The organism is Wolbachia endosymbiont of Armadillidium arcangelii (genome assembly GCF_040207875.1).
GTDB lineage: Bacteria > Pseudomonadota > Alphaproteobacteria > Rickettsiales > Anaplasmataceae > Wolbachia.
Window position 1 is genome coordinate 343,097 of the sequence record NZ_CP157942.1, and the last position, 14,855, is coordinate 357,951.

General features: G+C 33.9%; 10 protein-coding genes and 2 pseudogenes. 6 read left to right on the forward strand and 6 right to left on the reverse strand.

Annotated elements, in window-relative coordinates; translation table 11 throughout:
* Positions 1 to 97 precede the first annotated feature (97 nt).
* Positions 98 to 918: pseudogene (locus ABLO99_RS01815) on the forward strand (transposase); the annotation flags it as partial.
* Between the two features lie 5 nt (positions 919 to 923).
* On the opposite strand, the gene rpe reads toward ABLO99_RS01815, so the two are convergent.
* Together rpe and ABLO99_RS01825 are read right to left on the reverse strand one after the other, a co-directional pair.
* The gene (gene rpe, locus ABLO99_RS01820; protein WP_349968004.1) at positions 924 to 1,604 is read right to left on the reverse strand and encodes a ribulose-phosphate 3-epimerase; all 681 of its coding nucleotides are present in this window, start codon (positions 1,602 to 1,604) and stop codon (positions 924 to 926) included.
* A gap of 266 nt (positions 1,605 to 1,870) precedes the next feature.
* Positions 1,871 to 3,157 (reverse strand): N-acetylmuramoyl-L-alanine amidase, encoded by a 1,287-nt coding sequence (locus ABLO99_RS01825; protein ID WP_349968006.1) that lies wholly within the window; start codon positions 3,155 to 3,157, stop codon positions 1,871 to 1,873.
* A gap of 405 nt (positions 3,158 to 3,562) precedes the next feature.
* Here ABLO99_RS01825 and ABLO99_RS01830 point away from each other — a divergent pair.
* Positions 3,563 to 3,719 (forward strand): annotated as a pseudogene (locus tag ABLO99_RS01830) (transposase DNA-binding-containing protein); the annotation flags it as partial.
* Here ABLO99_RS01830 and ABLO99_RS01835 read toward each other — a convergent pair.
* Positions 3,670 to 3,972 (reverse strand): hypothetical protein, encoded by a 303-nt coding sequence (locus ABLO99_RS01835; RefSeq protein WP_349968007.1) that lies wholly within the window; start codon positions 3,970 to 3,972, stop codon positions 3,670 to 3,672. The pseudogene ABLO99_RS01830 and the gene ABLO99_RS01835 sit on opposite strands and share 50 nt — an antisense overlap.
* Positions 3,973 to 4,272: 300 nt before the next feature.
* Here ABLO99_RS01835 and aspS point away from each other — a divergent pair, with 300 nt between their 5' ends.
* Together aspS and ABLO99_RS01845 are read left to right on the forward strand one after the other, a co-directional pair.
* Positions 4,273 to 6,075 carry an aspartate--tRNA ligase gene (gene aspS / locus ABLO99_RS01840; protein ID WP_349968008.1) on the forward strand — a complete coding sequence of 601 codons (1,803 nt, stop codon included), beginning with the start codon at positions 4,273 to 4,275 and terminating at the stop codon, positions 6,073 to 6,075.
* A 34-nt stretch (positions 6,076 to 6,109) separates the two neighbouring features.
* The gene (locus ABLO99_RS01845) at positions 6,110 to 7,372 is read left to right on the forward strand and encodes an MFS transporter (RefSeq protein WP_349968548.1); all 1,263 of its coding nucleotides are present in this window, start codon (positions 6,110 to 6,112) and stop codon (positions 7,370 to 7,372) included.
* 6 nt (positions 7,373 to 7,378) lie between these two features.
* Here ABLO99_RS01845 and ABLO99_RS01850 read toward each other — a convergent pair whose 3' ends face one another.
* A complete protein-coding gene (locus tag ABLO99_RS01850) occupies positions 7,379 to 8,299 on the reverse strand; it encodes an RluA family pseudouridine synthase (protein ID WP_349968009.1) in 921 nt (306 codons plus the stop codon).
* Between the two features lie 69 nt (positions 8,300 to 8,368).
* Positions 8,369 to 10,585 (reverse strand): ankyrin repeat domain-containing protein, encoded by a 2,217-nt coding sequence (locus tag ABLO99_RS01855; protein WP_349968011.1) that lies wholly within the window; start codon positions 10,583 to 10,585, stop codon positions 8,369 to 8,371.
* A 166-nt stretch (positions 10,586 to 10,751) separates the two neighbouring features.
* Here ABLO99_RS01855 and ABLO99_RS01860 point away from each other — a divergent pair, with 166 nt between their 5' ends.
* Entirely contained in the window at positions 10,752 to 12,038 is a 1,287-nt protein-coding gene (locus ABLO99_RS01860) for a Na+/H+ antiporter NhaC family protein (protein WP_349968013.1), read from the forward strand.
* 173 nt (positions 12,039 to 12,211) lie between these two features.
* Here the strand turns inward: ABLO99_RS01860 and prfB are convergent.
* Positions 12,212 to 13,313 (reverse strand): peptide chain release factor 2 gene (gene prfB, locus ABLO99_RS01865; RefSeq protein WP_349968015.1). Its coding sequence is split into 2 segments (ribosomal slippage): positions 12,212 to 13,246 and positions 13,248 to 13,313, totalling 1,101 coding nucleotides; the frame shifts between segments, so codons are not numbered across the junction.
* A 154-nt stretch (positions 13,314 to 13,467) separates the two neighbouring features.
* Between prfB and mgtE the strand changes: the two genes are divergently transcribed.
* Positions 13,468 to 14,838 carry a magnesium transporter gene (gene mgtE / locus ABLO99_RS01870; protein WP_047759284.1) on the forward strand — a complete coding sequence of 457 codons (1,371 nt, stop codon included), beginning with the start codon at positions 13,468 to 13,470 and terminating at the stop codon, positions 14,836 to 14,838.
* The last annotated feature ends 17 nt before the right edge of the window (positions 14,839 to 14,855 follow it).

A 14,855-nucleotide genomic window follows, 5' to 3' on the forward strand; every position in this document is an offset into this window, starting at 1 on the left:
TTACCGCTTCTCTTCTTTCTTATGCTACTTTTCCTTAACTTGACGCCTATGGTTAAATATTATTGCCTCTTTCTATAATTTTGAGCTGCTTCCTTAGGTTAGTAGTGATATCAACGGTGTAACAGGTATGAAAATTATTAAAGCAATAATTGAAGGAGAGAGGAACCCTGAAAAACTAGCTGAATTTAGAAGTTCGAATATGAAGAACGATAAACATACTATAGCAAAAGTACTAACAGGCGACTATAGAGAAGAATACTTGTTTGTATTGAAACAAGAATATGCAGCATATACTTTTTTTCAAACCGAATATGATAAAAGTATAGAAAATTACTATAAAACATTTGAAACAAAGTTGAATGAGAACGGAACATTGAATAAAATAAAAAAGTGGAAGCAGAAGAATAGTCCAGATTTTGCCGTAGACGAAGATTTATATCGAATAACGGGAGTGGATTTTACTAAAGTTCCAAGACTTGATGTATTAAGTATACAGACTATCATTTCAGAAACAGGTATAAATCACAATAAATGGCAGACAGAAAAGCATTTTTCTTTATGGCTCGGGTTGAGTCCTGCTAATAAAATTACAGGAGGGAAAATTATTGGAACAAGAACGCGTAAGGTTGTAAATCGTGCTGCGAATGCCTTGCTGTGTATCAAGACTGCACTTGGTGCATACTGCAGGAGGTTTTAAAGAAGCGACTAGAGATACCGAAAGCAATTACTGCTACAGCAAGAAAATTGGCATGTATTTTTTACAATATGCTAAAATATGGAAAAGAATATGTAGAAAAAGGAATTGATTATTATGAGAAACTTTATCAAGACAGGGTTATGAAGAATCTAAGTAGAAAAGCCCTTGAATTTGGTTATGTCTTGATTAGAAAGGGTGAGTTAATTGAAGGAGTTTATTAGGAGGGTTATAACAATGGATTTTTAAGATCATTTACAGCTTTTTTCATATCTTCAGCTTTAAATATTGATGATCCAGCAATTAATATATCTGCACCTGCTTTTATTATATCAGCTGCATTAGAAAAGTTAACTCCACCATCTACTGAAACTTGCGTTTTAAGGTTGCGGTCCTGTATCATTTTCTTTATAATAGATATCTTGTGCAGCTGCGAATGAATAAACTCCTGTCCTCCAAATCCAGGGTTGACTGTCATGATTAGCACAATATCTAGCTCATGTATTATATATTCAAGCATACTTGGAGAAGTTGAAGGGACAATTGAAACTCCAACTTGTATTGTTTTTTTCGTATTATTTATGTTTTTGTATGATTTTATCCTTCTTACTAGCCTCTCAAGGTGTATCTCTGCTTCTGCATGTATAGTGATAATATCAGCACCAGCTTCTATAAAGCTTTCAATATGGTCACCAGGAGATTTAATCATTAAGTGTACATCAAAAGGAAGATTGCTATATTTACGTATTGCAGAGATAACATTCGGACCTATTGTAATATTTGGAACGAAATTTCCATCCATAACGTCTATGTGTATATAATCTACATCCAAGTCGCTAATTCTTTTTACTTCCTCCCCTAATTTTGCAAAATCTGCTGAAAGTATAGAAGGTGCAATTTTAATACCCATGGACTACTTTTTACCAAAAATAAAAAAAGTAACTTATTTTTTGAACTCTGTCATCCCAATACTACATGAGTCTCATTTAGAAATTTTTTTATATCCTATGTGTAATTGCAACCTTTGAATTATCTTGTTCAGGTTGAACCATAAATAGTTTTCACCACAAAAAATTGTTAGCATAAGTAAAAAAAACGCAGTGCTTGTAATTTATCTGATGTTTTCTTCTGCTCAACTGATAAACGCTCAAGTATCTGTGGCTATTGCAATAATCATTAGACTCTTTTCTTCGCTCCTTCTAAATATTCCAACACAGTTTTATGCAGCGCAGTCCAAGACATTTGCTTTTCCATATCTGGTATAAATTTTTGTTTCCAAGTGTCCTTAAATTCTTGAAACCATTGCTTCTCAAAATTTTGGAAATCAGATAAAATTTTTGACCTAAACTCATTAATTAAACTCGAAACTTCTATAGCCTTTTCAGAGCTTATAGACTTAAAAGACAATATTTCATTCTTTAAAATATCCAACTTTGTAAATATATTAAGCTTAAATGGCATATAAAGCGAAGATCTTATATTATACCTTAGATAAGAGTCGTAATATAGCTTAATCTTGTACATGAGCGTAGCAAATGCACTAGAAGAAATATTATTTTTATATTCTGCAAAAGAAGATAATAAACGCTTGTAATCCTCTTCATTCAAAAATGGTGGTTGTAAACTTGATTCAATTTTATTACTAAAAGATGTGAATTTGTTGAAAATACAATTGCCATATTCACTTAAAAATTTAGGCAAAATATCTTCCTGTTCTAATTTTAGAGGCAAGTCTTTTCTAATTTCTTTCGGCAAGTGGTGCATTGAAAACTGATTGATAACCCACGCAAAATTCTCATCAAACTCATTTGAGTAATCAGCGCTATTGTCAGTGTTACCTTCTTTGTCGTTCCAAGGCAGTATTTTATAAAAAAAATTGTTCAACCTTTTTTTTAATTTCAAAATATTTTCACTCTTATCACCTACCTTATACAAAACCTCATTTACTTTTTGTCTTGCATCTTGAGGACTGATTCTATCACCTATATGCAGTCCGATGCCATTTTTCTCTAATAATTCCCAATCAAACCACTTATGTGGATCGGGCTTACGCATTGCGTAGCTTTCAATGGCTGAGTTATATACTATAGTACCTATTTCAGCGTGACTAAATATCATATCTTTTCTAATTTTAAAGCGTTTCATGAGGTATAAAATCAGATCTTTGACAGATTTCATTTGCTCTTCTGGAAAAGGCTCAAGCCCTGTGTTTACAATCTCTATACCTATAGAATAATCATTCAGCTTTTGTAGCTCTTTAACCACATTATCTATTTGAACTTTTGCATAACTTATACCAGCATGCCACGCTCTTTTTTCCAGTGGGACCATCAGAGTAATGCTGCCATCCCTATCGACAATAAGTTGTACTGATATCCCTGCAGAATTTAATGCGCATTTTGTGCTTTTTAATGTTGGTGATTCGGTATGATGCACTATCACCATCAACACTTTTTTTGCCATCTCTATCATCATAATTTGAATCTGGTACAGGATCTAAAAATAGCATGTTTCTTAAGGATGGCAGATTTCTTTTCAAATCTTGAAAGTCGGCCTCAATCTCATCCGAATAAGATTGCTGCTCAGATGTAACAGGTGCTACAAGCAGCAAGAGAAATAAAACTGACAAACATTTTTTTACTATAAGTCTCATGCAGCTCTAGCATCCTACAAATTGCCCGCAATATAACTAAATTAACATAATACGCATAAAATGTTTACTTTTTTTCAGCCAATCAAGACTTGCTACAGCTACAATTAGTACTTTTATCATTACATTTTGGCGTTCTTACTATTACCCACAAATATAAATGGACATAAAAATAAAGGATTAGAATATTAAAGTGTGCAAATATTGAGGATATAAAAATGGCAAGTGAATGGGCTAAAAATGAATTTGGAGATGCAGTGCTTGGAGATAAAAGATTAACTGATCGATTAGTAAATATTGTTGGTAAGTATGCCTGAAAGTTCAATCAATCAGGCATGTGGAAATTGGTCTGAAGCAAGTAGCACCCACAACTATCCACTGCATTAAGGTTTGCACCTTGCTCAGCTAGGTACTTTATAATGTCATTAACATCACTTCTATTAAGAGCTATATACTCTAATATGCTAACATCTCTCTGTAACTCACGTTTAACTATAGATTTATTTACCTCACAGATTGATTTTATTGCTTCCAAATCTGGGATCGCCTTTCTGATTGCAGCTGTAAAACTTACACCTTGCTCTATTAAATACTTAGCCATTTTGTTATCAACAGCATACCTTAACAAATTTCTACCGCTTGCGAAATTAACCTCAGCAACAACATCTTTAATAATAGAACTATTTTTCTCAAAAATTGATTTTACTTTTTCTAAATCATCCTTGATAATAGTGCTAGAAAGTTTCTTTAATACAGAATCTTTCTTCAGCTAGAATTTTTTGTAATGCTTCAGGAGTCATAAATATACTTCAACACACATAAAAAAGTATATCCAAATCAGAATCGTTTGTAAAGGATTTTTAGATATTAGCTTGCCCAAAGGTTAATTTATTTTATAATCTTTCTGTATTCTAGAAATTTGAATTAAATGAACTGCTATAAGACTCACACGTGTAACGAATTAAGGAAGAGTGATGTAGAAAAGGAAGTTACCCTCTCTGGATGGCTGTATCGCAAACGTGACCATGGTAACCTAATCTTTGTTGATTTAAGAGACTTCTATGGAAGAATTCAGCTAGTGTTCAATAATGATAAAGACTTTTTTGATGAGATATCAAATTTAAAATCAGAGAGTGTGATTACTGTCACAGGAACAGTCAAAGCTAGAACTGAAGATACGGTAAATAGCTCTATTTCCACAGGGGAAATTGAAGTTATAGTTAATAATTTGTGCATTGAGTCGGAAGTTGAGTTCCACCGTGATGAAGAGATAGCAAAAGAAGAAAGGAGTATATTAGCAAGTATCGCCGGTGAGCAAGAATACCCAGAAAACATGAGATTTAAATATCGTTTTCTTGACTTAAGGCGTGAAAAAGCCCGTAACAACATTATTCTGCGCTCACAAATCATCGCAGAACTCAGGAAGATCATGATAGAGCAAGGGTTTTTAGAAATTCAAACTCCAATACTTACTGCTTCATCTCCTGAAGGAGCACGTGACTACTTAGTGCCAAGTAGGCTGAATCCTGGTAAATTCTATGCATTACCACAAGCTCCGCAGATTTTTAAACAGCTACTCATGGTTTCAGGGTTTGATAAGTATTTTCAAATTGCCCCATGTTTCCGTGACGAAGACGCAAGGGCTGACCGTTCTCCTGGGGAGTTTTATCAGCTAGACCTTGAAATGTCTTTCGTAACTCAGGAGGATATATTTCAAGTTATTGAATCTACTTTATATAAAGTGTTTGCTAAATTCTCTCGCAAATCAGTTGATAAAGATTTTCCGCGCGTTACATACAAAGACGCAATGCTCAAATATGGCTCTGATAAGCCAGATCTACGTAATCCATTATTAATCAGCGATGTTACAGAAATTTTCCGTGATTCAGAGTTCAATATTTTCAAAAACAATATTGAACGCAGTATGGTAGTCAGAGCCATCCCCGCCCCCAAAACAGCAGAGGAACCTCGTAGCTTCTTTGATAAAAAAATAGAACATGCACAAAAAGAGTTTGGCGCTAAAGGTCTTGGGTATATAACATTTGATAAGGACGGCATTGCAAAAGGACCAATTGCTAAATTCCTCAATGACAATCGGCTAAATTCTATAAAAGAAATAACAAATATAGAGCCTGGGGATAGTGTGTTTTTTGCTTCTGATAAGAAAAATGAAGCAGCAATAATTGCAGGGAAAGTGCGTACTCTTTTGGGATCAGAACTAGGTCTTATAGATGACAATATCTTCAAGTTCTGCTGGGTCATCGATTTTCCATACTTTGTGTATAATGATAAAAGCAAAAAAATAGATTTCTTTCATAACCCATTCTCCATGCCGCGTGATGGCTTGAAGGATTTAGAAGAAAAAGATCCACTGGACATCCTTGCTTACCAATATGATCTTGTTTGCAATGGAATAGAGCTGTCAAGTGGGGCAATTCGTAATAACAAACTGGATATTATGTACAAAGCTTTTGCCATTGCAGGCTACAGTAAAGAAGAAGTTGATACAAAATTTGGTGCGCTTGTGCGTGCATTCAGGTTTGGAGTGCCACCTCATGGCGGTATAGCACCAGGGGTTGATAGAATGGTTATGCTACTTGCCGATGAGCCAAACATTCGTGAAGTAATCTGTTTTCCTATGAATCAGCAGGGTGAAGATGTTCTAATGGGTGCTCCTTCTAAAGTGGACAATAAACATTTATGCGAGTTATCTCTAAAGGTTATTGAGTAAAAATTTTATAGTAAAGTGTGGTAAATCGGAAGTCATGAATGATATTCAAAAAGCAGTACTATCAAGCATAATATGCAATATGATTATATGGTATGAAGTAACTCTATTTGGAGTTTTAACACATATAATAAGCAACGTTTTTTTTCCTTCAGAAAGTGATTATTTAAGCACAATTAAATTTCTTGGCAGTTTTGCGATTGGGTTTGGATTCAGACCACTTGGTGGATTTATTTTTGGTTACATTGGAGATAAGTATGGCAGGAGGAAAATTTTGCTGACTTCCGTAATATTAACTTCGATATCGTCTACTGCAATTGCAATTATACCAAGTTTTAGAGAAATAGGAATATTTTCTCCTATATTACTTCTGCTTTGTAGAATAATACAAGGAATGGCAACAGGAGGGGAAACGAGTATCAACTCAGCCTTTTTGATAGAGCATTCAAGCGATAAAAAAAATCTAGGCTTTTTAGGTAGCATGAAAGCTTTCAGTGGTGCTCTTGGTTCTATTACATGTTTTGTAATGATAGCTATTTGCAAAAAATTTACAGGTGAAAATTATGAAATTTGGGGCTGGAGGTTGCTCTTCTATTTCTGCTTTATTATGGGCATAATAGGCTTCTTAATAAGATACATAATGGAAGAGAGCCTAGCATATAAAATTCATGGTCAAAATAAAAGCTTATCTGATTCTCCATTTTTAGAATTAATCAGGGACTATAAAAAGGCATTTGTGCTAGCAATTGGGCTTGGCGTTGCCCAAAATGCAATTGTTTATTCAGCAATCATGTTTTACAACATATCTGTCAAAGAACTTACTTTCTCAGGCATTGATATTAAAAATGTAGTAAGGATTGTGGTTGAAATCACATTCGGAACGTCTGCAGTGCTGTTTGCAATACTGTCTGATAAAGTTGGAAGAAAAAACGTGATAATTCCTACATTAGTAGCTTTAGCTTGCATCAGTTTGCCGGCACTTTCGCTATTATCACATAATAATCACTATATTATAACGCTCACTTTCCTATTAATAAGTGTGCCGATAGGTGCATCTTTTGGAATATATAATTCTCTCGCCTGTGAGTTATTTCCAACGAAAGTTAGGTGTACCGGCTTCAGTTTAGCTCATAACATATCAGCAGGTATTTTTGGTGGCCTTTCTCCATCGATATGCATGTGGCTTATAGAAAGAACTGAAACAAAACTTGCAGCAGGGATTTACCTTACTATCTGTGCATTAATTAGCCTAATATCTGTACTTCAAATTAAAGCCAAAGACAGAAAAGTTGATTGGTGAAATCGTTCAGTCGAAAGATAGCACTTCAATAGACTTTTCGATGTGTTTAGGGGCAGGAGCAGTGATAGTAATTTCTTTATTATTTGGTAATTTTAAAGATAAAGAATGCGAATGAAGGTGAATCTGATTTACTGCTCCATTAATAAAAGCTTTTTTACCACCATATTTACCATCACCAAGAATAGGGCAATTTATATGAGCTAAATGTGCACGTAACTGATGGGTTCTACCGGTAATTGGTTGTAATTTTAAATAAGCAACATTATGTTTTAACCTTGATATAATTGAAAAATACGTAGTGGCATTTTGAGGTGAGTCTTCATCAATAACCACTTTTTCTTGCCCTGAAACATATTTTTTTGCTAATGGATAGTCTATTGTTCCATTATCCTTGCTCGGTATACCAGAAGTTAATGCTAGGTAAGTTTTTTTTATCCTCCGTCCTTTAAATTCTTCCATAAGGTATCTGGCAACACTAGCATTGCGCGCGAATATGATCACTCCGCTTGTATCTTTATCGAGTCTATGGACAATTTTAAATACTTCCCCTTCTCTTATTTGGTCAAGCAAATCACTAATGCTAATTTTTACCTTTATACCGCCTTGAACAATTACTCCTGCGGGTTTGTTTATAGCTAATATATATTCGTCTTCATATAATATGTTCTCTCTTAGTAGATTTGCTAGCTTTTCATTATATTTACGATCAGAATTAGTGTTTTCAATATAATCTAAGTATCTTATCGTTATAGTTTGCCCAGAATTCACTCTATCGCTGGGTTTTGCCTTACAATTATCAACTTTGATTAATCCTTTCCTTAAAGACTTCTCAATTACAGATTGCTTCAGGTCTGGAAAAATTTTTCTGATATACCTATCGAGTCTAACGTTATTGTCTTCTACTAATATGGCTTTGTGGCATTCCATTATTTATAATAAACATCAAAAAATATCAATTATCGGTTAAATGAACTACATTTCTGAACAATAGTTACTCTACCTTCCGTATGACCACCTATCGTTACACTCATCTGTTTCTGTACTAGAATCTGAATTCATTTCAGTACTGAGCTTTCTTTTGCGATATGTCCATCTGCAAGGACTATGTGCTCTTCGTTCTTTTATTCCATCTATTTTAGCTGGACACACTTCAGTACTAGGCTTTGACTGCACATTTGCAATATCATTAACTAAAGGTGTTACTCTTTCTCTCAGAGCTCGTACTCTTTTTTCTGCTTTGTCTGAAAAATTACTTGCACCTTTACGTTCATCTAAATCTTTTACAGTTTCACCACAATTATCCTGCAACAAAAGATTTGTACAGGGTATTAAGGTCTTTATTGTTTTCAAATGTTTACCGTCAATAGCATAACCTAAAGGAATTATCCCTAGATTATCCTGTAGATTAACTGCTGCTTCATGGGAAATTAAGATCTCTGCTACTTTTTCATGGCCATTATTGGCAGCATAATGCAAAGGAGTTAATCCTGAATCACTAATTGCATTAACATCTACTCCAGATTCTAATAGATAACGTATGCTTTGTATATCACCATGTGCGGCAGCATAATGTAAACTGTAGGCTTGAATTAATTTCGAAAAATCATCACATACCTCCAATTGCTCTAGGAGAGGGCGTGCTACAAAAATATTACTTGGAGAAACAGCGAATAGTATTTTAAGTGGATCCTTTATATTCATATCTGCTCCATGGCCTATTAGAATATCTATTAATCCTCTATCGTTACGTATGAAAGCATAATCAAAAGCAGTCCATCCCCATCTATCTTTCCGATTAATATATGCTTTGTTGTGTTCTAATAAGAGCTCTACTTCTTCTAAAATTTTATTTATAGCAGTAACCCATGAAGGAGTACGTACATACAATCTATCCTTTAGATTGTCATATGCACCATTTTGTAATAGGACCTTGAATTCTTCTAGGAACTTTAATTTTGCTTTATTGTGTTTTAATAAGAGCTCTACTGCTTGCAAACTGCCACTTATAACAGCAATGTGTAAAGGAGTAAATCCACTTAATCTATCCTCTATATTATCATCTGCACCATTTTGTAATAGAATCTCTAATAGTGATGTATTATTATTTGTAGCAGCCAAATATAAAGGAGTCCGTCCAAATGCATCCGTCATATTAATATCTCCCCTAATATTTTTATCATTTTCTATTATGCACTCCACCATTTCTTTATCATTCTTCATAATAGCCAAATGTAAAACATTAACCTCACATGCTCCATTCTCCTTAACATCGGCTCCATTAAGCAGTAAGAACTTTGTTACTTCTTTATGCCTGTTTCTAACAGCTTCATACAAAGCAGTCAATTTTGCTACATTTTTCTGATTAACATTTGCCCTATTTTTTACTAAGATCTTTATTATTTCTATATTACCATTTGCAGCAGCAAGATGTAAAGCAGTCCATCCACACGAACCAAACTGATTAACACTTGCCCCTTTTTCTATTAGTTTGAGTACTATTTCTACATTGCCTTTTTCAGCAGCCCAATGTAAAGCAGTCCATTCAAAAAATGGACTTTTTGCGTTAATACTGATTCTTTTTACTTTAAGCAGAGCATCTACTACATTTTTTAGGCGAAGACTAATAGCTAAACTCAGTAATGTGTGTTGATCATGCGCACTACGTAGTATATTGTAATTTACTGTAAACCAATAATTTACATTAAACTCATTTTCTTCCCACTTTTTATACATATTTCTACTTTCTCTCTTCAGTACCTCTAGTGCCTTTAGTGTCTCTCGTGCGTCTAGCATCACTGGTACCTTTTCTGAGATCTTTAGTGCATCTAGCATATCCTCTAGCACCACTGCTTTTGATTCTCCTGATGTCTCTTTTACACCTAATCTTTTTAGCATTCTTTTTACCATCTTTTGTGCATTTGATATCCCTGTCTCCTTTAGTATCTTTTTTGCTTCTTCTGGTGTCTGTGGTACATTTACCACCTTTAGTCTCTTTTTTAATGGTTCTTGTGTCTCTTGTACTCTTGGAATCTTGCTTGATACTTCTAATCCATGCGATATCTCTTCTAACATTCTTGATGTTTCTGCTTGCCCTAGTATCTTTACTTCCTTTAATAGCTCTTTTATTCTTTCAATTACATTGTCTTTACTTAAATTTACCTCTTGATCAATTACACCTAATATTATGTTCCACTGTTCATATGTCATTACCATAGCTTTACCTCATACTATATTTTGATGCTATATATTATGGTACAATGGTCAACACATTTTTCCATAGCGTAACTTGAGAGTCTCAAAGACTGTTATCAACTTGCAGAAAACCAAGCTTGCCTGAAACCACTTAATTGATTATAATTATAAGTTTTAAGGCAGCAAAATGACAGCTTTTTTTCCTTTGTTTATTTTTTTGGTCTTATACCTTGGAAGTGGTATCTATTTTTCCTTCATCGGAATTGATAATCCGCTTCACCAAGTTTCACCGGTAATCTGCCTACTACCAGCGCTATTTTTTGCTATTGCACGCAATGCAAGTAAAATTCAACGTAACATCGATACTGTCATCGAGGGTATGGGTGATAAAAATACCCTTACTATGTGTTTAATTTTCCTATTTTCTGGAGCATTTTCTGTGGTGACTCAATCAATTGGTAGTGCAGATACCGTTGCTGATTTAATTCTCAACTTTCTTCCAGCAAGATTACTACTGCCTGGAGTATTTTTGGCTTCCGCTTTTATATCAACTGCAATTGGTACATCTATGGGAGTTGTTGTATTAATGGTACCAATAGCTGTTAACTTAGCAAAAAGTGGGGCTTTTGGTCTTGAAATCGGAGCTGCAACTGTAGTTGGGGGTGCCGTATTTGGTGATAACCTTTCAATGATATCTGACACTACTATTGCATCTGTTTCTTCACAGGGGGCTACGATAAAGGATAAACTTAAAGTAAATTCTAAAGTAGCATTTGTTGCCAGCATCATAACATTTGTCTATCTGGCAGTTACTGCAGATAGTACAGAGATTATTCCTACATCAAATTTAGATTATTTATCAGTAATAAAGATTATTCCTTATATTTCTTTAATAATCATGGGGTTATTTGAAGTTACTACTTTAGTAACAATAACTATAAATATAATTGTCGCTAGTGTATTAGGGATGACTTTTTTTGACTATACTATCATTCAACTCTCTCATGACATATATGACGGTTTCAAAAAAGTAAACGAGATAGTGATATTTGCTCTATTTATTGGCGGATTGAGTCATATAATGTACAAGCAGGGTCAAAAGGCATTACACAAACTTATCGATGAAAGCAATATCACAAAAACTAAAGCTGAATTTGTAATAGCGGGCATAGCATCTATGTTTACTGTTTTAGTTGCTAATAATACCATTGCTATTTTATTAAGTGGCGATATTGCAAGAAGGCTCGCGCAAAAGCATAATATTCCGTCATACCGTAGTGCATACTTGTTAGACATTTTTGCTTGCGTTACAAAAGGCATTTTGCCTTATGGTTCCCAGCTGCTGCTAGCAGGTAGCATTGCTTCTGTCTCACCTATTTCTTTGTTAACACAAGTGTATTACTGCTTTATTTTAGCAGCAGTTACAGTAGGTGAAATAATCATCAATGGCAGACGTTGCGCGGCTACAACTTAATGTACGAAGATTTCTCTTCATATTACATTTTTGTGCCCATAAGAAACGAGTTGCCATTTTCATCAGCTACTTGGATAATAGATATATCCACAAAATTGTTCCATTTTTCTCAATAGGTTTTGGTTTTCTTTTTACCTTATTAGCGGAGCATAAAACTTAACTTTCAGCAAACCTTATTTTAACTCTAACACGCTAACTATGAAACAGTCTATATTACCATCAAAAACAGAGTTTATATTACCTACTTCATGTCCAATCCTTAAATCCTTTACCATTTGATATGGGTGCATAACGTATGATCTGATTTGATTGCCCCAACCTATATCACATTTTTTACCATATTCCTCAGCCATCTTTTGTTCTTTTTTTTCCAGTTCAATTTGGTATAAACGTCCTTTAAGTAGCTTAAGTGCCTCATCTTTATTTCTATGTTGAGAACGACCATTTTGACATTGAACTACAACGCCTGTTGGAATATGGGTAATACGTACCGCACTTTCAGTCTTATTTACATGTTGACCACCTGCTCCAGAAGCACGGTAAGTGTCGATCTTTAAATCCTTTTCATCCACAATAATATCTATTGAATCTTCGATCACTGGAGTGACTCCAACACTTGCAAAACTGGTATGACGTTTACCATTTGCATCAAATGGTGATATTCTCACCAATCTATGAACTCCACTTTCGCTTTTTGCCCACCCGTAAGCTTTTTCTCCGATGATCTTTATTGTTGTAGATTTTATACCAATCGCATCACCATCTAATTTTTCTACAACTTCAACTTTAAAGTTGTGATAAATTTCTGCCCATCTTGTATACATGCGCATGAGCATCTCAGCCCAATCATTGCTCTCTGTTCCGCCAGCTCCTGAGTGGATTTCCAAAAAGCAGTTATTATTATCTGCTTCACCAGTAAATAAGGATTCTGTCTCTTTAAGTTTGATTAACTTCTCTAGCTTGGCTAATTCATTTTCAACTTCAGAAAAAAATTCTTCATCATTCTCATCAATAGCAGATTTCATCAAGCTGATGGCATCGTTGTAATCGCTTTCTAGCTTTGAAAACGATTCTATGTCATGCTTAATTTTAGAACGTTCTTTTAAAATTTCTTGTGCCTTTTGATTGTCTTGCCATAGATTATCATTCGACGCTTGAGAATCCAGTTCCTCAAGACGCAACTTTAATTTTTCTATGTCAAAGACACCTCCTGATAAGAGAAATACTTTTATTTAAGCCTTGAAAGTATTCAAGGATTTCTGGATGGGTTTTCATTATACTTTAGATTTTAATATATTTATTATCACTAACAATAACAGCAAACAAAATAGAAATTTAACCATATAATAGTTAATTCAAAATAATTTTATTATACTTGAATGTTCAACAAAATCAAGTGTGTATATTTATTAAAAAATAAGGTAAAGTAATGAATATTAAAACAAATTCTCATTATGGTTTAGACAAAAAGGCTATTGATGACTTAATAGAGTCACTCGATAATCAAGAATTAGAAAATGTTTGTAATATTGTAAAAACGATAGATAGCGTTCAGTTAGCTTATTTTTTATCTACTTCGATCAGTGATCACAGGGAGAAATTAGTTAGTATCCTCGATCAACATTTGTTAAGTGATGCCCTAGTGCATGTGGTACCAGATTTACAAATAGAGATCATAGAAATATTGGGAATAGAAAATACAGCAAAGTTGCTAATGCTTCTTAATGTAGAAGACATAGTAGCCATAGTGAAAGACTTGGATAGAAAGTCTATAGAAAATATACTTAACTACTTACCCAATGCAACTCAAAAATTAGTAGAGGAATTGTTATCATACCCAGAAGAAAGTGCAGGAAGGTTGATACATAAAAATATGGTTATAGCTCCATATTATTGGACGATAAATCAGCTAATGGAATTCTTGCGCAACTATAAAAAAATACCAGAAACATTTTATCAAATTTTCATCATTAACTCGAAATTAGAGCCCATAGGTAGTTTCAACTTAAATAAGGTAATATCCTACTCAGGAGAAACAATAATAAAAGAGATAATGAGTCAAGATATAAAAATAATTAAAACTGGAATGGATCAAGAAGAAGTAGCAAGAATATTTAAAGATTACTCTCTATTATCAGCTCCAGTAGTAAATAGGAATGGTAAAATTATAGGTGTAATCCTTATTGAAGATGTAATCAAAATCGTTCAACAAGAAGCAGAAGAGGATGTACTTAAAATAAGCGGTGTATCTTCTAAATCTGATATAAATGCCCCTATACATAAAACTATAATTAAAAGGTTACCTTGGTTATTGTTTAACCTCTTAGCTGCAACAATATGTTCTATAGTAGTTGGCTTTTTCGATAACGTAATACAAAGTTTTATAGTACTACCAATAATTATGCCAATCATTGCATCAATGAGCGGAAATGCAGGGTCCCAAACGGTAACACTAACTATCCGTGCAATCGCAACAAAATATCTAACTGAGCAAAATGCAAAAAGAATACTTATAAAAGAATTTATGATAGGTCTTATAAATGGGGTAATTTTATCTGCAATTTCACTCGTAGTATTAGCAATGAGGTTCCATAGTTTAAAAGTGGAGATCATTTTCGTGATTTCCATGATTGTAATGTCAATCACTGCAACATTTATCGGCACTTTCATTCCTATAATGCTCCATCGTTTAAGATCCGATCCTGCTATTTCCTCTTCAATTCTAACATCAGCAACAACTGATATTCTCTCAGCTCTTATATTTCTCGGTCTAGCCACAATCTTTTTATTAAATAGCTAAATCGTGCTATATAAAAA